Here is a 19406-nt window from a genome sequence, read left to right as displayed (position 1 = left end):
ATCTTTATGTTTGAGCTTTTTGTATCTTGCAACAAATTCCTGAACTGAACCTGCACTGGAAAAATTGTATTGAATTGCATGTGGCTGAAAAATGGAATGAAATAAAGCAGAAACAAAGTTAAGCATTATAAAATCAGGAAAAACAAGGTATCATAAGCCGTTTTTATGAAAATGACCTTGGAGACGCCCTAAGTGGATCGACCGACTATTAGCCCTGAACATTTACAGGAAGCAGCTGAAACCCTGACAACTATCCGTGATTTTATCCGTTTTGGGGTGACAGCATTACGTCAATACGATGCACACTTAGGTCAAGGTACAGAAGACTTTTTTGCAGAAAGTTCTGCCTTGGTATTACAGACTTTATCTTTAGAATGGAATGCAGATTCAGAAATTCTCGACTCTAAACTGCTACCAAGTGAAAAAGCTGAATTTCTCGCACTTTTAGAGCGCCGTATCAATGAAAAAGTGCCAACTTCTTATTTGTTGAATTTAGCCTATTTCTTTAATAAACCGTTTTATGTAGATGAGCGCGTATTGATTCCGCGTTCACCAATTGCTGAACTGATTGAAAACCGCTTTGCACCGTATTGCCTAGATGAAAATGGCGAAATGCGTGCAGCGGACAATAATCTTCCAGTCAATACTCAACCTAAAACACCACAACGTATTTTAGATATGTGTACGGGTTCAGGCTGTATCGCGATTGCCTTGGCGTATGCATTCCCAGATTCAGAAGTGGATGCAACCGATATTTCAAAAGAAGCATTAGAAGTTGCTTCAATTAATGCTGAACATCATGATAAACAATATCAAGTAGCGTTATTAGAGTCTGACTTGTTCGCTAAAATTCCTGCTGAAAATCAGTATGATTTAATTGTCTCTAATCCGCCTTATGTAGATGCTGAAGACATGGCTGATTTACCTGATGAATTCCGTCATGAGCCAGAATTGGCATTGGCTGCGGGACAAGACGGTTTAGATTTAGTGCGTAAAATGCTGGCTCAAGCAGCAGATTACTTAACTGAAGATGGCTTAATTGTTATTGAAGTGGGTAATTCTGAATGGGCGATGAAACAAAACTTTAATACCATTGATTTCCATTGGTTAAAATTCCAGAAAGGTGGTTCAGGCATCTTTGCTTTAACAGCAGCACAATGTCGTGAATTCCGTGATTTATTCATTCAATCTGTTCAAGCATAAGGAGTCGTGAACATGGCAGGTAATAGTATTGGACAGCTCTTCCGTGTAACGACCTGTGGTGAATCTCATGGCGTAGGCTTGATGGCGATTGTGGATGGTGTACCGCCAGGCCTAGAGCTTTCTGCTGAAGATTTGCAAAAAGATTTAGATCGCCGTAAACCGGGGACGTCAAAGTTTGCGACCCAACGTAAAGAGCCTGATGAAGTCGAAATTATTTCAGGGGTATTTGAGGGTAAAACGACAGGCACGCCAATTGGATTGCTAATTCGTAATACTGACCAAAAGTCCAAAGATTATGGCAATATTGCGCAAACTTTCCGTCCTGGTCATGCCGACTATACCTATACGCAAAAATACGGCTTTCGTGATTACCGTGGTGGCGGACGCTCAAGTGCGCGTGAAACGGCAATGCGTGTGGCTGCGGGTGCAATTGCAAAAAAATATCTTGCTGAAAAATTTGGTATTGTGATTCGCGGTCATGTGACACAAATTGGTACAGAGAAAGCCGAAAAGTTAGATTGGAATGAAGTTCCAAACAACCCATTTTTCTGTGGCGATGTTGATGCTGTGCCACGTTTTGAAGCACTCGTAACTTCTTTACGTGAGCAAGGCACAAGCTGTGGCGCTAAATTAGAAATTCTGGCTGAAAAAGTTCCAGTGGGTTGGGGTGAACCAGTATTTGACCGTTTAGATGCCGATATTGCTCATGCGATGATGTCGATTAATGCGGTCAAAGGCGTTGAAATTGGTGATGGTTTTGCCGTAGCAGAACAGTTTGGTCATGAGACTCGTGATGAATTAACCACAGACGGTTTCTTGGCCAATCATGCTGGTGGAATTCTCGGTGGTATTTCAAGTGGTCAGACTATTCGTGTTGCGATTGCACTCAAACCAACGGCCAGTATTACTACGCCAGGTAAAACGATTAATATTGAACGTGAAGATACGGACGTATTGACTAAAGGGCGTCATGATCCTTGCGTGGGTGTACGTGCCACACCGATTGCAGAAGCAATGTTTGCAATCGTACTGATGGATCATTTCATGCGTCATCGTGCTCAAAATGCTGATGTGGTTGCACCATTTGCACCAATTGCACCGTAATTTTTAGCATTAAGCCAGTTTGCAACAAACTGGCTTTTTATTACGTCCAAATAAAATAGCCTAAGCATAAATAAAAATTAGATTATAAAATTTACAGGGGATAGGTATGCATGCATTACAATTTCGCAAAGCGGTTTTAACAGATTTACCTCGACTTCTAGATTTAATCAATCAAGCTTATCGAGAAGACTCTCCATATAGTTGGAGTAATGAAGCGAAGTATGTTTCTGGTCTAAGAATTAATGAGCAACAACTACGAGAAGCTTTGGAAGATAAAAGTTTTCATTTATATGTTGCTGAAATAGATATCGATCCAGCAAGCTCAAGAATAGTTGCGAGTATTGGTTTAACTTTTAATTATGATGAGGTGGAGATCGGAACTTTCTGTGTAGATCCAACTTTTCAAAATACAGGAATTGGTAAGGTCGTTTTATCTTTTGCAGAGAAACAGGCATTGTTGGTACAGCCAGAGCTTCATATATATGTGATGTATGTACTTGATATTCGTACAGAGCTAATCGCGTATTATCAACGCCGTGGTTATAGTCCGACAGCACATAAACAAGCTTATCCCCTAGATGCTAATGTCGGACAGCCGTTTATGCATATTGAACTACTGCAACTCATTAAGAAAAAAACTGAATTTTGACAAGCTATAAAAAAAGCCCTCAATCATGAGGGCTTTTTTATTAAGCAAGGAACCAAGTGTAATAGCCCCATAGCATGAGTGGCCAAGCGATGAAGGGGCTAAACAGCCACTTCCACAGCCAAAAGCGAGGAATGAAACCAACACCGTAAACAAAGCCACCTGAAATACCAATCATAATTAACATCATGGCACGGTGACTATATTCACCATTGGCATCGAGCATTGCACTTGGGTGTACTAATAACACCGCAGCAAGCGGCAATGCCAACAAAAAGGATACGGCCATGACCAATTTATTTGGTTTTTGCGATTGCTCTGTTGTCATTGCTACTTCCGTCATTGTTTATTCCTCATCTAAATCTTGATGATGCTCGATATAGAGGGCGCTGAGTACGCCAGCAAAGCATGCCATCAAAATACCGAGAATCCAGGCAAAATACCACATAATTTATTCTCCTAAGCATTGCCTTAGTACAGGCTATGTGAATTCTCTTGAATATGTTTTTTGGTAATCACGCCCCACATTTTGTAGTAACACCAAGTGGTGTAGCCCAAAATGATGGGTACGAAAATACATGCTGCAACTGTCATAACAGTTAAGGTGGTTTGACTTGAAACAGCATCCCACATGGTCAAGCTTGCAACAGGGTTAATGCTTGAAGGCATAAGGAATGGGAACAGCGCAAAACCAGCCGTTAAGATTGCACCAATCACAGAGAAAGAAGTCCCTAAGAAAGATAGGCCTGCTTTATCTTTACCTGCCGCAAGGATCACAATTAACCCACCAAGAATCGCTAAAACTGGAGCAATAATGGTGATAGGGTAAGTTGAGTAGTTGTTCATCCAACCTGAGTTAGCATTGGTAATGACTTCTTTAGCCAATGGGTTTGCAACACCATTCGTATCAAAAGGTGTAGCAAGGGTATAACCTTGAATACCACCGAAATATAGCCATGCGCCTGCTGCAAGGAAGCAGACTAAGAAAATAATGCCCATTAATTGAGTTGCTTTCGCAGAACGTTTTCTAAGTTCGCCATCAGTACGCAGCATTAACCAAGCACCGCCATGAGCCGAAAGCATTGATAAGCTCACAATACCGCAGACCAAAGCAAATGGGTTGAGTAAGGCAAAGAAGCTACCCGTATACGTTGAACGTACAGTTTCATCTAAGGTAAAAGGTACACCAAGGAACATATTACCAAAAGCCACTCCGAACACGAGTGCAGGTACTGCACCACCGACACATAAGCCCCAGTCCCAAGCGGTACGCCACTGTGTATTTTCCAGTTTAGATCGGTAGTCGAAGCCTACAGGTCTTAAAAACAGCGCAAATAAGACCAAGAGTAGTGCCCAATACATGCCAGAGAATGCTGTCGCATACACCATAGGCCATGCTGCAAATAATGCACCGCCTGCAGTAATGAACCAAACTTGGTTGCCATCCCAGTGCGGTGCAATCGTATTGATTGCAGCACGGCGTTCTTCATCTGTTTTACCTACGAATGGCATGAGTGCCATCGAGCCCATATCGAAACCATCAGTGAGTGCGAAGCCAATCAGTAATACACCAACCAACACCCACCAAATAATTTTGAGAAGTTCATATTCGATCATGATTGAGCCTCCTCAACAGGGTTATTTTGTACAGCATTTTTTTCGAAGTGGTATTTCCCAGTATGAAGCGCACTAGGACCAAGACGAGAGAATTTAATCATCAAGTACATTTCAATAATAAGAAGCACTGTGTAGAAAGTTGCGAGGGCAGTAATAGAACCCCAAATGTCTGCAGTTGTTAAAGTCGATGCAGATAAGTGAGTTGGTAATACTTCACCAATGGTCCAAGGTTGACGACCAACTTCCGCAACATACCAACCAGTTTGAGCTGCGATCCAAGGTAATGGTAATGCAAACAATGCAAATTTAAGTAACCACGGTTTGTTTTCCGCATTACGTTTAGCGACTGCAAAAGTGGCTAAAACAAACAGCAATAACATTAAGAAACCAGATGCAACCATTGCACGGAATGCCCAGAACAAACTTGGTACATGTGGAATCGTATCTAAAGCAGCAGATTTAATTTGTGCTTCAGAAGCATCTACAACATTCGGTGTATATTTTTTCAAAAGTAGACCGTAGCCTAAATCTTTTTGAGTTTGTTCAAAAGCTGCTTTAAGTTCAGGAGATGTATCACCAGCACGCAGTTTCTCGAGCTGAGAGTAGGCAACCATACCATTACGGATACGTTCTTCATGTTGAACTAAAAGGTCTTTAATACCGGTTACTTCTTTAGTGGTTGAACGTGTCGCAATAATTCCCATGACATATGGAACTTTAATCGCATAATCAGTGGTCATGGTTTCTTTATTTGGAATACCGAATAAAGTAAATGGTGCTGGTGCAGGATGAGTATCCCATTCTGCTTCAATCGCAGCGAGTTTAGTCTTTTGCACATCACCCAGTTCATAACCCGATTCGTCACCAAGTAAAATAACAGAGAGGGTTGATGCAAGGCCGAAAATAGCGGCAATGGCGAAAGAACGGCGTGCAAATGGAACATCACGTTTTTTCAATAAGTAGTAGCTTGAGATGGCTAAAACAAAAATTGCACCTGTTACATAACCAGCTGAAACGGTATGCACGAACTTCACTTGTGCTACAGGGTTAAAAATCAGTGCCCCGAAATCTACCAGCTCCATACGCATGGTTTCGTAGTTGAATTTAGAACCAACCGGGTTCTGCATCCAGCCGTTTGCAACCAGAATCCAAAGTGCGGACATGTTCGAACCTAGAGCAACTAACCATGTTACAGCTAAATGCTGCACTTTGGTGAGTCGATCCCAACCGAAGAAAAATAGACCGATGAAAGTGGATTCTAAGAAGAATGCCATTAAACCTTCAATTGCGAGAGGTGCACCAAAAATATCCCCAACATAGTGCGAATAATAAGCCCAGTTCGTACCGAACTGGAACTCCATGGTCAACCCCGTCGTTACCCCGAGTGCGAAGTTAATACCGAAGAGTTTTCCCCAGAATTTGGTCATATCTTTATAAATTTCTTTACCAGAAATGACGTAAGTCGTTTCCATAATGGCAAGAATAAAAGCCAGACCAAGAGTAAGTGGAACGAAAATAAAGTGATACATCGCGGTCATTGCAAATTGGAACCGCGAAAGATCGACCACGCTTTCAGAAATCATCAACGTGTCTCCTTGATTTGGGAAGGACTGCCAGCAATACGCTCAGCAACTTGATTGTCAAAGTTTTTGGGAATGGTAGGAGCATCAAACCAGATATGTTTAATGGTGAGTAAGATAACGACCTTAATTATTAAAATGATCATTATTTCACGAACTAAACGTTGGTTAAAATCTTTGGGAATTAAGCTCATGGAAATAAGCCTATTTTTATAACTTACTGGATATTATTAAACAAATTTATACAAAAAATAAATAGGTAGAACAGTTAAAATAAAAATATATTATTTTAACTTTTTAAATCAGTATCTTATGAGTGTAGTGGCTTTAATTTTATTCTAAGTAATGTGTATTTATTTCTGAGTAAAACGCTTGTGTTTTAATAAAAATAAACCCGACAAAAATACTTATATTTAAAAAATTAAATCCAACTGTTTTAGTCTATTAAAAAATAGACCAATTATTAAACTATACTAAAAAGATCGGATTACGGTTTAGTCTATTTAAACAATGCTCTTTTTTTTATTGTGTTGATTAATAAATATACACAGGATTGTTCTGAGTGCCATAGGCTGATTTGTAATTTTTTTTAACATGGATAAATCTGTACAGAGTTTTGTGTATGTCGCAAGATTAATGTGAGATTGAACTCAGCGAGAAGAGTCGTTCAAACTTGTCACAACAAAGCTTCAATTTGATGAAATACAATAAAAATCCAAAAAAAGTGCTGATCAGCACTTTTTAAACACAGTCTTCATTTTTGCTTGATTCAGCGGATGAGATTATTTATTGATATCTCTGGTAAACAGATCATTAGATTTAGAAATTTTTTTAGCAATGTAATGTGAATGCTTTAAACGAATCAGGATAATTTGTGATTGGAACTCTAATTCTCCAAACTCAGGTTCAACCTGAATGTAATGCAGTTGCCCAAATTCATCTCTGACACGTGCTTGCGCCGAAAAACCGGGACGAGCATTACCACTCGATATGGTCGCCAGTCGACCTAATAGATTGGTTTGAAGTTGTACCTGTTTTGGTTTAATGACTTGATCCAAGCAGTGAATCATAAAAACGGTAAAGAAAATGGCAATAATTAATGCAGGTAGAATTACATAGTAAGCAGGTAAAAACTGTTGCTGTTGTGCGAAGTAACTAAATTGTAGGAAATAGCCTGAAAAGCTAAAGTTCATTAATAAAAAAACTAAAATCAAGATTTTGGAAAACTTGACACTGAGCAAGGGGGCTTCAGCGATTTTTTGTGGAACAATTTTTTTGAAAAATTGGCTAGGCTTAATTTTTAAGAAATAACCGATGGTTTCTACCATGCTGAGTACGACAAGAGCCAATAAACTTAAATGGAAAGGCATTAAATTTATATTGTGTAATAGCTCAAGCATGGCAAATTCCATTAATTATTCGGACAGGTATATTCCGCCATCAGAATGTACGGTAATGGCTACTTTTTCAAGGGCTTGTCCTAGGCATGGCCCTGAAATACATTCACCAGTTTCGACTACAAATAATGCACCGTGGGTAGAGCATTCAATATATTCTTGCTCACGATCTAGAAATTGATTTTCCAAGAATTCTAGTTCAACTTGTAGGTGCGGGCAGACATTCTGATAGGCAAAAAATGCCCCATCACGTTGAGTAATAAAAATTGTATCACCATTCGGCGTTTCATAAGCACGTGCTTCACGCTCTGGAATGTCTTCAGTCATACAAATTTTATGCATTAGGCACATTCCTTTTTTTCAAAATTCGCCAGTAGTTGAGCATAAGCTTGATTCGCAAGACGAGGGCCAAACTGAGACACGACTTCACTCGAAATCAGAATGGCAAGTTCAGCCGCAGTTTGTAAACTTTGTCCAGCATTTAATGCGTACAAGAATGAACCTGCAAAAGCATCGCCAGCACCGTTGGCATCGACAGCAGTCACTGCACGACCAGGGATACGAATAGTTTCTTGTTCAGAGGAAACTAAAGCACCTTCTGCACTTAGTGTAATTACAACGTATTTACTATGTAATTTTAATTTAGCCAATGCATCTTCAACTGTTGTAGTTTCGGTATACATCATGGCCTCGTGTTGATTACAGAACAGTAAATCGACACCATCATCTAATAGTTCGTTCAAGCCATCGCGGGCATATTGCACCATTGCTGGATCAGAAAGTGTTAAGGCAATTTTAACATTATGGCTGCGAGCGATTTGGCGTGCTTGTTTGACTGCAGAACGAGCGGTTGCGCTGGTTGAAAGGTAGCCTTCAATATATAGCCATTCTGCTGTTTTTAGAGGTTCGAAATCGATTTGCTCTGCTGATAACTCTGCGGTAATGCCTAAATAAGTCTGCATAGTACGTTCTGAGTCTGGGCTTACCAAGACCATACAAGTTCCAGTGACACCTTCACTCACAGATTTAGGTGTAGTCTGAATGCCAGCCTCGTTGAGACCATCTAAATAGATTTTACCAAGCTCATCATGACCTACACGGCAACCGTAAAATGCAGAACCGCCTAGAGCGCTAAATGCGACTGTGGTATTCGCAGCAGAACCACCAGAAGCTTGCCCTTTATAGATTTCTGATTGTTGAAGCTGGGTGTATAAACGAGCTTGTTGTTCACCGTCAGTCAGTTGCATGGTTCCTTTTTGCAAATTATGTTGCATAAGGAATTCATCAGAAACTTTAAATTCTTGGTCAATCAGCGCATTACCAATTGCAAAAAGATCAACTGAGGCCATGTCGTTTAATCACATCTAAAAATAAAACCTAAGTTTACACCAATGCTCAGGATTGCAGAAGTTTTGTGAATAAAATTCAAGATTATACCTAATTGATTGTGTTTTATTGTTTAATAGGCAAAAACCAGTGTTAGGTATTAGATAGAAAATGAATCTCATCATTAAAGAAGCTGAACAATTACCTGCTCAAATTGAAACTTTACTAAAACTAGCCAATAAAGAGGGTGTAAATGTAGTTCAGCGGCTAATTGAAGAATACGCGAGCGGTAAAAATCGGTTTCAGGATGAAGGTGAGTTTTTTTTACTTGCGTATGATGGGGATAAGTTAATTGGTTGTGGTGGTTTAAACCAGCAACGTGAGGAAGAAGGGCAAAAAAGTCGCATTGGTCGGGTCAGACGTTTTTATGTGCATCCCAAATACAGACGTCATGGTGTCGGTAAAGACTTGTTAGCCTATTTAGAAAGTAAGGCCAAACCGAATTTTTCGGCCCTTTGTTTGCAAACAGACACACGTCTTGCTGCGGATTTTTACCAAAAACAAAATTATGTCTGGGTCGAAAATAATCCCAGCTACAATTATTTTAAATATTTAATCTAGTTTTTCTTTAACTTGTTTAAATTTTGGCAATATATCTTGTAATCGGGTGTATTGCCTAAAGCCTGAATAAAATACTCGGGTTTAGTGCGTGAATTATGGTTCAAACTAAAGCTATAATCATTTCAGTTTTATTTATATTATATTGGAGTACACATGACTGTAGATGTCACTGAAACCCTTTCCCAAACCGTACATCCTGCGTTTCAGTTGATTCGTCAACACCATGTTGAAGCCTTAGATATTTTGGTGACAGAGTACCAGCACAAAGTCACAGGTGCGGTACATTATCACCTTGCGACCAATCATGATGAAAATGTTTTTCTGGTCGCTTTCCGTACCCAGCCGATGGACTCCAAAGGTGAAGCGCATATTTTAGAACACACGGCATTGTGTGGTTCTGAAAAATTCCCAGTCCGTGACCCGTTCTTCTTGATGATCCGTCGTTCATTAAATACTTTTATGAATGCCTTTACTGCGGCAGACTGGACCGCATATCCATTTGCAACGCAGAATAAAAAAGACTTCCAGAACTTATTAGAAGTGTATTTAGACGCAGCATTTGCAGCCAATCTTAATCCTTTGGATTTTGCTCAAGAAGGTATTCGCATTGAACTTGAAAACGACGTGCCCGTTTATAAAGGCGTTGTTTTTAATGAAATGAAAGGCGCAATGAGTTCACCTTCAGATCAGCTCTACCATCAATTGGCTTATCATTTATTCCCGAAAACGACGTATCACTATAATTCGGGTGGTGATCCAAAAGATATTCCAGATTTAACTTACGATGAGTTAGTTACTTTCTATAAATCGCATTACCATCCAAGTAATGCTGTATTTATGACTTTCGGTAGTCAATCTGCATTTGAGTTGCAAGAACAATTTGAAACTTTGGCTTTGGCTAAATTTGGCAAAGGTAAAACATTATATTCTAAGCCTGAGCAACGTTTAGCAGCGCCTATAGAAGTCACGGAATCGTATGCTGTTGATGCAGAAGATTTGAAAGATAAGACGTACCACATTATTTCTTGGTTATTGCCACAAGCCAGTGATATCAAACTCCGTCTCGGCATGCGTTTGGTTGAAGGCGTTTTACTTGAAAACTCGGCGTCACCTTTACGTCATTATTTAGAAACTTGCGGTTATGCACAATCGACTGGCCCTATTATGGGGGTTGACGATTCTAACTTTGAAATGACCTTCTTCTGTGGGGTGCAGGGTTCTAATCCTGAACATGCTGAAACCTTTAAACAAGGTGTATTTAAAGTTCTCGAAGATGTTGCCTCAAAACCGATTGATTCGGCATTGGTGGATGCGATTTTGCACCAAATTGAATTGCATCAGCGTGAAATTAATGGTGATGGCATGCCATATGGTTTGAGCCTGATTTTAAATGGTTTAAGCAGTGCAATTCACCATAGTGATCCAATCCACGTTTGGGATGTCGATACTGCGATGGAGCAAGTCAAAGAAGAGTTGCAAGACCCAATGTGGTTGTCGCGACTTATTCAAGAACATTTAATTGAAAATCCACATCGTGTGCAAATGACTTTGGTACCGGATGCGACAAAATCGACAAAAGAAGCACAAGCTGAAAAAGAGCGTTTGGCTGCGATTGGTGCGACATTAACTGAAGCGCAAAAAGCAGAGATTATTGCGCAAACAGAGGCGTTAAAAATTCGTCAAGATACGCCTGATGATTTGAACCTGTTACCGAAAGTAGGCTTGGAAGATGTCCCTGCCGAGCTGCCAATAGTACAAGGTCAGTTACGTGAAATTATCTGTAATGGTTTAGATACGCCATTAAATCTCTACCATGCAGGCACGAATGGTATTTATTATCAACAAGTCCTGATTCAGATTCCTGAGGAAATTGTTCAGTCGCCATATTTTAACTTGTTATCGATTTTACTTGGTGAAGTCGGTGCGGGTGAATATGACTATTTAGAATTGCAACAACTTCAAACTGCAGTGAGTGGTGGTTTGGGAATGGGCGCATCTCTTCGTTCAAAAGTCGATGATAAGCAAAAAATCAGTGCATGGTTAACCTTAACGACCAAATCTTTGGTACATAACTTTGAAGCAATTCGACTGCTTAAAATTGCATTTGAACAGCTGCGTTTTGATGAAAAAGACCGGATTGTAGAGTTGTTGCAACAGCGTAAAACCCGCTGGCAGTCGCGTTTATCGGGTTCGGGGCATAGTTATGCCATGCAGATTGCTTCTCGTCATCACAGCGCATTAGCACTACGTGACTATAACAATACTGGTTTAGGCGCACTCAATTGGTTGGGTGAGTTGGTCACGCAAATTGAATCCAGCGAGGAAGCATACAATCAACTGATTGCTGAGTTGCAGTTGATTCATCGCAAACTGTTGCAAGCTCCAAAACAGTTCTTATTGGTGTGTGAAGAACATCAAACAGATCGTTTGTTAGAAGAAATTCAAGAAGTGTGGAACAAGCTGGCGGTAGACAAGTCACAACAGGCTTTAACCCTTGTGACACCAGAAGTTAAATCTCAGGATCAGGCATGGTTGATTCAGGCCAATGTACAGTTCTGTGCATCGGCTTATCCTGCGGTAGATGTTGCTCATGCAGATGCTGCACCGTTGATGGTCTTGGCAGCCTATTTGCGTAATGGTTTCTTACACAGTGCGATTCGTGAAAAAGGCGGTGCCTATGGCGGTGGTGCGAGTTACGATGGTAATGCCTGCTCATTTCGATTCTATAGTTACCGAGATCCGCGTTTAGCTGAAACCTTCAATGATTTTGAAGCCAGTGTGGCATGGTTGTTGAATGTTGAACAACAGCCGCATCAGTTGGAAGAAGCCATTTTAGGTTTGATTGCTTCAATGGATAAGCCGGGTTCTCCAGCAGGTGAAGCAATTACCGCGTGTTATGCATTGTTACATGCTCGTACTCCAGCATTCCGTAAGCAATTGCGTGAACGCTTGCTAGCTGTGACTTTAGATGATTTAAAACGCGTAGCGGAACAATATTTGCTGCAACAAACACCAAGTAAGGCAGTGGTTGCTCCAATGGCGAAAAAAGAAGAGTTGTTGACCTTAGGTTTCGAAATTTATCAAGTCAATTAATACAATAAAAAGAGGTGTATTTATGGCGTTCAAATCATTTGAACGTGGCGTGCTGTCGCTGAGTGTGATTATGCTCAGCACAGCTTATGCTGCTGCAAATGCCCAAGATCCTGATAGTCTAATTACGCCTGCAAGTCCTGAAGCATGTGTTGCTTTGGAGTCAAATGCAGATCGTTTGGCCTGTTATGATGCTTTATTTAAACTACCTGCAGTGGATCAAGCCCAGCCTGCTGCTGAGTCGGTATTGGTGAAGCAAGCGACTAAGTCACCGGAAGAAACTGCAACAGAGGAAAAGAGCAGTAGTTTAAGCAACCTCTTTGCACTAGAGGGACCAAAGATAGATCCAAACCAATCTTTACTGGATAAACGCTGGGAATTATCCGAAGACAGTAAATTGGGAACTTGGAACATTCGTGCTTACAAACCGGTCTATCTCTTACCTGTATTTTGGTCCAGTGAGAAAAATGAGTTTCCTGAAAGCCCGAATGTCAAAAATACCGTTAATCAAGATCAGAATTTGAAATCGACAGAAGCGAAGTTTCAAATCTCGCTTAAAACCAAGGCGGTCGAAAACCTATTTGGAAACAATGGTGATATTTGGGTTGGCTATACCCAATCCTCACGTTGGCAAGTCTATAATCAAGATGAGTCGCGACCATTTCGTGAAACCAATTATGAGCCTGAAGCCAGCTTGATGTTTCGCACCAATTATGAGTTTTTGGGTTTAAATGGTCGCTTGCTGGGGGTTACGCTTAACCACCAGTCGAATGGTCGTTCTGATCCCTTATCGCGTAGTTGGAACCGGGCCATTTTTAACATTGGCTTGGAACGAGACAACTTTGCGTTAATGATTCGTCCTTGGTATCGTTTTGATGAGAGTGCTGAAGACGACAATAATCCAGATATTAAGGATTATGTGGGGCGTGGCGATATTACCGCCTTTTATCGTAAAGATGACCACGATTTTTCCTTAATGTTGCGACATTCTCTAAAAGGTGGAAATGATTCGCATGGCGCGGTTCAATTTGATTGGTCATTTCCGATTCATGGCAAATTGCGTGGACAATTCCAGCTCTTTGATGGTTATGGTGAAAGCCTGATTGATTATAACCATCGTGCAACTTATGTTGGGCTGGGCGTATCATTGCTGAATTGGTATTAATGCACTCAAAATTTAAAAAGCCTGAAATATATTTCAGGCTTTTTTATATGGACCTTTGATGGTTTATTGGGGGGTGTTTTGAAAGCTTGATTGAGGATGGTGCTAAATTCATCCTCGCTTAGATGCCTATTTAGCGCCCGCACAAATTCCAGTATGTTCAATATATTCTTGGTTGATACGATACCATTGATGTTCTTTTATATTTTCTGGATTTTTGATTTCAACGAATTCGGTCACTAAGGGTGGATTTGCATTCGGTTTAAACTCGAAATCTTCTGCATAGTAGCGTTGAGCAATATTTGCAACTTTTTGCGATTTACAGTCTATCAAAACTTCATTCACCACAGAAGTAGCTGATTTTCCATCAATAAAAAATTCATCATAGCGCTTCATGCGCAGTAAAAAGGGATGTTCTAGACTGACATTTTGAAGATCTTGTTTATTAATGTAATTCGGCATGACTCTTTCATCAGGAGTAGTCAGCTTCCAGTCTTTTTGGCTGTCATTCTTTGCAGGATTAAACGCTTTAAAGTCTGGTGCTTTAGCGCAATATTGCTCTGCAGCATATGAACCTTTCAAGAACATATTCCATTTAGAGTCATCTATGGGTTTATTCAAATCAATCAATGTTTCAGAATGTTCTCTTGGCTTGCCTGTATCATCATGGTCTTTAGTTTCTTCATAAACACGGGCGAATTTTAGGTTAGCGCAATCAAGGAGTAGGACTTGGGTAAATATGGTGTCTTCAGCTTTGCCAGAAGGACCGATTGCTTTGACTATACTTTTTTCTCGGACTAAAAAAGGTGTATTAAACTGAATTGACTTAATGTTTTGCTCGTCCACAAAACGTTGTGTTGAAATGAGGTTAGGTTGATTCGGGTCAATTCCATCTTGTTCAGCAGACCAATGATCGGCTAATTGCCAATTAGGCTGAACTTTGAGGAGGGTGTCTAAATGAGCGTCTATTTTTTTATTGGCACAAGCAGAGAGTAACAGTGTTGAAGCAGTGAGTACGCATAATGTTTTTATTTTCATTCTAAGTCTTCTTGTTCGGTTGAAAAGGCTGGTAGTATTTTTTACAGCTGCTTTAAGCGCACATTGTTGAGTAAAACGGCATACATTTGTTGATGGTATTCACCAAAATTTAGAAATTGGCTCTCTATGTTTAATAGGAAAGCCAAATCTTTTGCGGACAATAATAAAACACAGTCTATTTTTTAAGTTATATAGTAAAAATTTCAGTAACTTAAATTCGCTCGTTTTGCTTCTTTGAACATATCTAAAGAAGCAAAAGAGTTCAAGTGAAAAGTAACGTCATAGCCAATCATGGTTCTTGTTTGGGTTTAACCAATTTGAATGTCGGTTGATGGGTGCTTTAAACGTGTTCTTTTCGGTGTCGCAATCATATAGGCTAAAGTTAACGGTCCGAGGCGTCCAGCGAACATTAGCAGCATCAGGGCGATTTGACTGGCAGGTTGTAAATCGGCGGTGATTCCGCGTGACAATCCGACGGTACAAGCGGCAGATACCGCCTCAAACAGTAAATCCAAGAAATGCTGATCAGGCTCTAAGAGCAATAAACTCAGAAATCCTGCAAAGACCAGCATCGCGGTGATTGAAACCACGGCCATGGCTTTAAATGAGGTTGCATGTGGAACTGAAAAATTAAAAATTCGGATTTCATCTGCACGGCGTAAGAAACTAATTACACTCAGAATCACCACGATAAAAGTTCCGACTTTAATCCCTCCAGCAGTACTTAGTGAGCCCCCGCCAATAAACATCAATATCATGGTCACCAGTGCTGCGGCATCGGTCATGCTACCGACATCTAAACTATTAAAACCAGACGAGCGAGGCACAGTGGCATGAAACCAGGCATTGACCGCCTGATCGCCGATGCTCATTGGTGCTAAAGTCAATGGATTATTGGCTTCAAGCAGCCAAATGACAATAAAGGCAATCAGATTGAGTCCCGCAATGGTCAACAAGATTAGCTTACTGTTCGGACTCAGTCTTTTCCATCTGCGGTGGCGTTTAATATCCATCAGAACCAAAAAGCCAATGCCGCCAATAATATACAGCAGGCTAATGGTGAAGGTGATGAAGTAATGGCTGGAAAAGTCCATAAGGCTGTTCGGGAAAAGTGAAAAGCCACCATTGTTAAATGCAGAAACACTATAAAAGGCTGCATAAAAAAGAGCTTTCAAGAAGTCGTATTCTTGCATCCAGGCAATGGTTAAAATTACCGTACCGATTGCTTCAAAGAAAATTGAATACAGAAATACCGCTTTAATGGTATGTGAAACTTTAGATAAACTGGTTTGTCCGATGGTTTCTTGAGCCATGATTTGTTGCTTTAGCCCAATTTTAGTGGACAGGCTCATGACGGCTAAAATGGCAAATGTCATAAAACCTAAGCCCCCACATTGTAATAACAACATGATGACAATTTTGCCAAAGACTGTATAAGCCTCACCGACATTTACCACGGAAAGCCCAGTAATGGTGACTGCGGAAGTGGCCGTAAATAATGCGTGAATCCAAGGGAGTTCACCATGATGGGCAAAGGGTAATTTCAGTAATAGGGTGCCAATTACAATAAAGCTCAGAAAGCCAAGGGCTAATAGACTTGGTGGACTGAGATTGATCGTACTTTTCGGCTTCTTTCTTAATCTTTTCATATTATTTAAAGCGATTTGATAATCGGCGTAAGTGTTCGAGGTGACCTTCAACCACTAAAATATCCCCGCGTTGTAAGATTAAGTTCGGATCGATATGGTAGTGCATCTCTTTGCCACGTTTATGCAAAATCACGTTAATTTCTTTGTTGTATTCACAAATGCTGTGGAAACGAGAACCATGTAAATTGTCCTTAATTTCAACTTTGACAATATAACGGTCATCTTCAAGTGACATATAGCGGCTCACCATCGGATAGCTTAGGGATTGTGCAATCCGAACCCCCATGTCTTCTTCAGGATGAATAATTTTTTCAATGCCGAGATGACTGAGAATCATATGGTGGGATTCTGATTTGGCTTTAACCCAAATTTTTTCCACACCTAAATTTTTTAAATGCAGTACGCATAGAATGCTGGCTTCAATATCTTCACCAATGGCAACCACAACCGCATCGCAGTTTTGAATATTGAGTTCATTCAGGACATGTTCATCGGTGGCATCGGCAATGACAGCATGGGTCAGTACATCTGAAATATTTTCAACGTATTTTTTATTGCTATCAATGCCAATCACATCATGTTTTAACTCAACCAGTTCAGTTGCGACTGTTGCACCAAAACTTCCTAAGCCAATCACTGCAAATTGAGCCATGTAAGGTCCTTATCTTATCAAGTGTATTATTATTTACACATTTAAATTACATAATATCCAATCATAGCTTTATTTGAGGGTTGAAATGAAGGGTCTATGTTTTGACTGTATATTAAGTAAAGCAATTCACATAACAATAAGGGTTTCAGGATGAATGAAAAGAAGATTTATAAGCAATTAAGGCGCTGGTTTCCCAAGTTGAAGCAAAATCCACTACCGAAAAAAAAGCATCGGGCGAAACCCAAGTACTTTTTACAGTGGTTAAATTTTCGGGATGATGACGATGAGCAACAAGGGGAATGGATTATGCCGCTGAACCTCAGTCGATATTTAGAAAATGGTTTGACGGAGCATCCGTTTTTTAGTCAGATGACCACGGAAATCGAGATTGTACAAATGAAAATACAATCTCGCGCAGATCCGATTCTAAAACACTACGAACAATTTGAGCATGTGATTGGGCGTTTTTATCGAGTGCAAGATCAGATTTTAGAAATTATGCTAGATGAAATTTATAAATTTTTAAAATCGCAAAATTTTGCATTGCTTTTACTTTGGGGCGATGGTTATTACTGGCTGGCTGTACCCAATCAACCCAAGAAAATTGAGTTATTTTGTGAGTTATTTAATCAGCAATTTTTAGAAGAAGGCTTAAAGGTAGAAAAATATGAGCCTTCGGAGATGTCTTGGTCAATATAAATACAAACAGAGCCATTTTAGACTCTGTTTGTAGGATGATTGACAACTTATTTTAAGAAGCGTTGATAGCCGAGATTATTGGTAATTTCCACATATGGATAGGTAATACTTTCCAGTGTTTCAATTAAACCATCAGGATTCTGTTTGGCATCACTGGCTTCTAGACCTACCAAGACGCGACCTTCGGCAGCACCGTGGTTACGGTAGTGGAACAGTGTGATGTTATGTGTAGGACCCAAACGTTCAAGGAAGGTGAGCAAAGCTCCCGGGCGCTCTGGAAACTCGACACGGAATAAACGTTCGTTTTCCAAGTCTGCATGACCACCCACCAAGTAACGAATATGCAGTTTAGCAACTTCATCATCAGAGAGATCATCAACATCGTATTGCGCTTTTAATAACTCATGAATGTCGTGACGTTCTTTTTCACCGCTTTTTAGGCTAATGCCGACAAAGACTTGAGCAGCAGATGCATGGCTGGCACGGTAGTTAAACTCTGTGATGTTACGACCTTGCAAGGCGCGGCAGAAGTTAAGGAATGAACCCTTTTCTTCTGGAATGGTGACGGCGAAAATGGCTTCTTTGTGTTCACCTAATTCGGTACGTTCTGCAATATAGCGTAAACGGTCAAAGTTCATGTTTGCACCGCAAACAATCGACACCATGTTTTTACCGTGAATATTGTGTTGCTCCACGTATTTTTTAATACCTGCTAAAGCCATTGCACCAGAAGGTTCTACAATGCTACGGCATTCATCATAGGTATCTTTAATCGCAGCACAGATTTCATCAGTATTCACCAGAACTACATCACGCTCAACAATTGGTCCAGAATTATCTGATTTTTGCAGTTGCAACACTTCAAACGGTTTTGCACCAATTTGAGCGACTGCTGTGCCGTCTGCGAACAAACCTACAGAAGGCAGGATGACGCGTTCATTGGCTTCAAATGCCGCTTTTAAGCAAGCGGATTCATCATATTCCACTGGAATAATTTTGACATGTGGAGCGACATCACCTAAGTAAGCTGCAATACCTGCGATTAAACCGCCACCACCGACAGCAACGAAAACGTATTCGACATCACGCCATTGACGTAAAATTTCATTGGCAATGGTACCTTGTCCTGCCATGACCAATTCATCGTCATAAGGGGGAATAAAGGTCATGCCTTCTTCTTCGGCACGTTGAATCGCATATTTGTTGGCAACATCGAAAGAGTCGCCATGTAATACAACTTCACCGCCCAAGCGCTTAACGGCTTGAACCTTAATGTCAGGTGTCGTTTTTGGCATGACAATAATGGCGCGAATACCTAACTTTTGACCAGATAAAGCCACGCCTTGAGCATGGTTACCTGCTGAAGCAGTAATAACGCCACGTTCCAACTGAGATTTCGGTAATTGACTAATACGGTTATAGGCACCGCGTAGTTTGAAAGAAAAGACAGGTTGTAAATCTTCGCGTTTAAAGCGAATGTTGTTGTTTAGCCTTTCACTAATTCGTGGCGCTGCTTCGAGTGGGGTTTCGATTGCAACGTCATACACCGTTGCTTGTAAAATTTGTCGAACCAAACGAGACAGCATGTTAATTTTCCATCTAACAGTTTAAAATAGGCGTTT

At 40.4% G+C, this 19406-nt stretch carries 19 protein-coding genes; 7 read left to right on the top strand and 12 right to left on the bottom strand.

Annotated features, from left to right (window positions below; all coding sequences use genetic code 11):
- Positions 1–192: 192 nt before the first annotated feature.
- From prmB to AC6CHI_RS10415, 3 genes are all read left to right on the top strand, one after another.
- Positions 193–1203 carry a 50S ribosomal protein L3 N(5)-glutamine methyltransferase gene (gene prmB, locus AC6CHI_RS10425; RefSeq protein WP_458892195.1) on the top strand — a complete coding sequence of 337 codons (1011 nt, stop codon included), beginning with the start codon at positions 193–195 and terminating at the stop codon, positions 1201–1203.
- Positions 1204–1215: 12 nt separating this feature from the next.
- Positions 1216–2307: a chorismate synthase gene (aroC, locus tag AC6CHI_RS10420; protein WP_458892194.1), complete on the top strand. Its 1092-nt coding sequence runs from the start codon at positions 1216–1218 to the stop codon at positions 2305–2307.
- Positions 2308–2413: 106 nt separating this feature from the next.
- A complete protein-coding gene (locus AC6CHI_RS10415) occupies positions 2414–2956 on the top strand; it encodes a GNAT family N-acetyltransferase (RefSeq protein ID WP_498121146.1) in 543 nt (180 codons plus the stop codon).
- A gap of 40 nt (positions 2957–2996) precedes the next feature.
- On the opposite strand, the gene AC6CHI_RS10410 is transcribed toward AC6CHI_RS10415, so the two are convergent.
- The 8 genes from AC6CHI_RS10410 to AC6CHI_RS10375 all read right to left on the bottom strand — a co-directional run bounded on the left by AC6CHI_RS10410 (position 2997) and on the right by AC6CHI_RS10375 (position 8896).
- Positions 2997–3296 (bottom strand): cyd operon YbgE family protein, encoded by a 300-nt coding sequence (locus AC6CHI_RS10410; protein WP_458892193.1) that lies wholly within the window; start codon positions 3294–3296, stop codon positions 2997–2999.
- A gap of 3 nt (positions 3297–3299) precedes the next feature.
- A complete protein-coding gene (gene cydX / locus AC6CHI_RS10405; RefSeq protein ID WP_002120988.1) occupies positions 3300–3401 on the bottom strand; it encodes a cytochrome bd-I oxidase subunit CydX in 102 nt (33 codons plus the stop codon).
- 23 nt (positions 3402–3424) lie between these two features.
- Positions 3425–4570: a cytochrome d ubiquinol oxidase subunit II gene (gene cydB / locus AC6CHI_RS10400; RefSeq protein ID WP_498121145.1), complete on the bottom strand. Its 1146-nt coding sequence runs from the start codon at positions 4568–4570 to the stop codon at positions 3425–3427.
- Positions 4567–6153: a cytochrome ubiquinol oxidase subunit I gene (locus AC6CHI_RS10395; RefSeq protein WP_498121143.1), complete on the bottom strand. Its 1587-nt coding sequence runs from the start codon at positions 6151–6153 to the stop codon at positions 4567–4569. Before AC6CHI_RS10395 ends, cydB begins: the two co-directional genes overlap by 4 nt.
- The gene (gene cydP, locus AC6CHI_RS10390; protein WP_498121142.1) at positions 6153–6344 is read right to left on the bottom strand and encodes a cytochrome oxidase putative small subunit CydP; all 192 of its coding nucleotides are present in this window, start codon (positions 6342–6344) and stop codon (positions 6153–6155) included. The genes AC6CHI_RS10395 and cydP overlap by 1 nt, the downstream gene beginning before the upstream one ends.
- Before the next feature lie 588 nt (positions 6345–6932).
- Positions 6933–7550: an OB-fold-containig protein gene (locus tag AC6CHI_RS10385; protein WP_458892189.1), complete on the bottom strand. Its 618-nt coding sequence runs from the start codon at positions 7548–7550 to the stop codon at positions 6933–6935.
- A 15-nt stretch (positions 7551–7565) separates the two neighbouring features.
- The gene (locus tag AC6CHI_RS10380) at positions 7566–7874 is read right to left on the bottom strand and encodes a Rieske (2Fe-2S) protein (RefSeq protein ID WP_498121245.1); all 309 of its coding nucleotides are present in this window, start codon (positions 7872–7874) and stop codon (positions 7566–7568) included.
- Positions 7875–7888: 14 nt separating this feature from the next.
- Positions 7889–8896, bottom strand: coding sequence for an adenosine kinase (locus AC6CHI_RS10375; protein ID WP_498121140.1), 1008 nt, complete (start codon positions 8894–8896; stop codon positions 7889–7891).
- A 148-nt stretch (positions 8897–9044) separates the two neighbouring features.
- On the opposite strand from AC6CHI_RS10375, the gene AC6CHI_RS10370 reads away from it, so the two are divergent.
- The 3 genes from AC6CHI_RS10370 (at position 9045) to AC6CHI_RS10360 (ending at position 13749) form a co-directional block, all read left to right on the top strand.
- Positions 9045–9494 (top strand): GNAT family N-acetyltransferase, encoded by a 450-nt coding sequence (locus AC6CHI_RS10370; protein WP_458892187.1) that lies wholly within the window; start codon positions 9045–9047, stop codon positions 9492–9494.
- A gap of 153 nt (positions 9495–9647) precedes the next feature.
- Entirely contained in the window at positions 9648–12587 is a 2940-nt protein-coding gene (locus tag AC6CHI_RS10365; RefSeq protein WP_498121138.1) for an insulinase family protein, read from the top strand.
- A gap of 22 nt (positions 12588–12609) precedes the next feature.
- A complete protein-coding gene (locus AC6CHI_RS10360) occupies positions 12610–13749 on the top strand; it encodes a phospholipase A (protein ID WP_498121136.1) in 1140 nt (379 codons plus the stop codon).
- A gap of 126 nt (positions 13750–13875) precedes the next feature.
- On the opposite strand, the gene AC6CHI_RS10355 is transcribed toward AC6CHI_RS10360, so the two are convergent.
- The 3 genes from AC6CHI_RS10355 to AC6CHI_RS10345 all read right to left on the bottom strand — a co-directional run bounded on the left by AC6CHI_RS10355 (position 13876) and on the right by AC6CHI_RS10345 (position 17085).
- Positions 13876–14784: a hypothetical protein gene (locus AC6CHI_RS10355; RefSeq protein WP_498121135.1), complete on the bottom strand. Its 909-nt coding sequence runs from the start codon at positions 14782–14784 to the stop codon at positions 13876–13878.
- A gap of 308 nt (positions 14785–15092) precedes the next feature.
- Positions 15093–16433, bottom strand: a complete 1341-nt coding sequence (locus AC6CHI_RS10350) for a TrkH family potassium uptake protein (RefSeq protein WP_458892183.1) — start codon at positions 16431–16433, stop codon at positions 15093–15095.
- A gap of 1 nt (position 16434) precedes the next feature.
- Complete coding sequence (locus tag AC6CHI_RS10345) at positions 16435–17085, bottom strand: potassium channel family protein (RefSeq protein WP_458892182.1); 651 nt, start codon at positions 17083–17085, stop codon at positions 16435–16437.
- A gap of 150 nt (positions 17086–17235) precedes the next feature.
- Between AC6CHI_RS10345 and AC6CHI_RS10340 the strand changes: the two genes are divergently transcribed.
- Positions 17236–17784 carry a hypothetical protein gene (locus AC6CHI_RS10340; RefSeq protein ID WP_498121133.1) on the top strand — a complete coding sequence of 183 codons (549 nt, stop codon included), beginning with the start codon at positions 17236–17238 and terminating at the stop codon, positions 17782–17784.
- Between the two features lie 47 nt (positions 17785–17831).
- Here AC6CHI_RS10340 and ilvA read toward each other — a convergent pair whose 3' ends face one another.
- Entirely contained in the window at positions 17832–19370 is a 1539-nt protein-coding gene (gene ilvA, locus AC6CHI_RS10335) for a threonine ammonia-lyase, biosynthetic (RefSeq protein ID WP_498121132.1), read from the bottom strand.
- Positions 19371–19406: the final 36 nt, after the last annotated feature.

This window comes from Acinetobacter sp. GQ146, from assembly GCF_059758585.1.
This window is presented reverse-complemented; position numbering and strand designations above follow the sequence as displayed.

What these genes read in the sequence shown, in the direction of transcription:
- AC6CHI_RS10385 (WP_458892189.1), bottom strand. Translation starts at nt 7,550, where the DNA reads ATGCTTGAGCTATTACACAATATAAATTTAATGCCTTTCCATTTAAGT.
- AC6CHI_RS10415 (WP_498121146.1), top strand. Translation starts at nt 2,414, where the DNA reads ATGCATGCATTACAATTTCGCAAAGCGGTTTTAACAGATTTACCTCGA.
- AC6CHI_RS10340 (WP_498121133.1), top strand. Translation starts at nt 17,236, where the DNA reads ATGAATGAAAAGAAGATTTATAAGCAATTAAGGCGCTGGTTTCCCAAG.
- aroC (WP_458892194.1), top strand. Translation starts at nt 1,216, where the DNA reads ATGGCAGGTAATAGTATTGGACAGCTCTTCCGTGTAACGACCTGTGGT.
- AC6CHI_RS10380 (WP_498121245.1), bottom strand. Translation starts at nt 7,874, where the DNA reads ATGACTGAAGACATTCCAGAGCGTGAAGCACGTGCTTATGAAACGCCG.
- AC6CHI_RS10375 (WP_498121140.1), bottom strand. Translation starts at nt 8,896, where the DNA reads ATGGCCTCAGTTGATCTTTTTGCAATTGGTAATGCGCTGATTGACCAA.
- AC6CHI_RS10395 (WP_498121143.1), bottom strand. Translation starts at nt 6,153, where the DNA reads ATGATTTCTGAAAGCGTGGTCGATCTTTCGCGGTTCCAATTTGCAATG.
- cydP (WP_498121142.1), bottom strand. Translation starts at nt 6,344, where the DNA reads ATGAGCTTAATTCCCAAAGATTTTAACCAACGTTTAGTTCGTGAAATA.
- AC6CHI_RS10365 (WP_498121138.1), top strand. Translation starts at nt 9,648, where the DNA reads ATGACTGTAGATGTCACTGAAACCCTTTCCCAAACCGTACATCCTGCG.
- cydB (WP_498121145.1), bottom strand. Translation starts at nt 4,570, where the DNA reads ATGATCGAATATGAACTTCTCAAAATTATTTGGTGGGTGTTGGTTGGT.
- AC6CHI_RS10360 (WP_498121136.1), top strand. Translation starts at nt 12,610, where the DNA reads ATGGCGTTCAAATCATTTGAACGTGGCGTGCTGTCGCTGAGTGTGATT.
- cydX (WP_002120988.1), bottom strand. Translation starts at nt 3,401, where the DNA reads ATGTGGTATTTTGCCTGGATTCTCGGTATTTTGATGGCATGCTTTGCT.
- AC6CHI_RS10355 (WP_498121135.1), bottom strand. Translation starts at nt 14,784, where the DNA reads ATGAAAATAAAAACATTATGCGTACTCACTGCTTCAACACTGTTACTC.
- AC6CHI_RS10410 (WP_458892193.1), bottom strand. Translation starts at nt 3,296, where the DNA reads ATGACGGAAGTAGCAATGACAACAGAGCAATCGCAAAAACCAAATAAA.
- ilvA (WP_498121132.1), bottom strand. Translation starts at nt 19,370, where the DNA reads ATGCTGTCTCGTTTGGTTCGACAAATTTTACAAGCAACGGTGTATGAC.
- AC6CHI_RS10350 (WP_458892183.1), bottom strand. Translation starts at nt 16,433, where the DNA reads ATGAAAAGATTAAGAAAGAAGCCGAAAAGTACGATCAATCTCAGTCCA.
- AC6CHI_RS10370 (WP_458892187.1), top strand. Translation starts at nt 9,045, where the DNA reads ATGAATCTCATCATTAAAGAAGCTGAACAATTACCTGCTCAAATTGAA.
- AC6CHI_RS10345 (WP_458892182.1), bottom strand. Translation starts at nt 17,085, where the DNA reads ATGGCTCAATTTGCAGTGATTGGCTTAGGAAGTTTTGGTGCAACAGTC.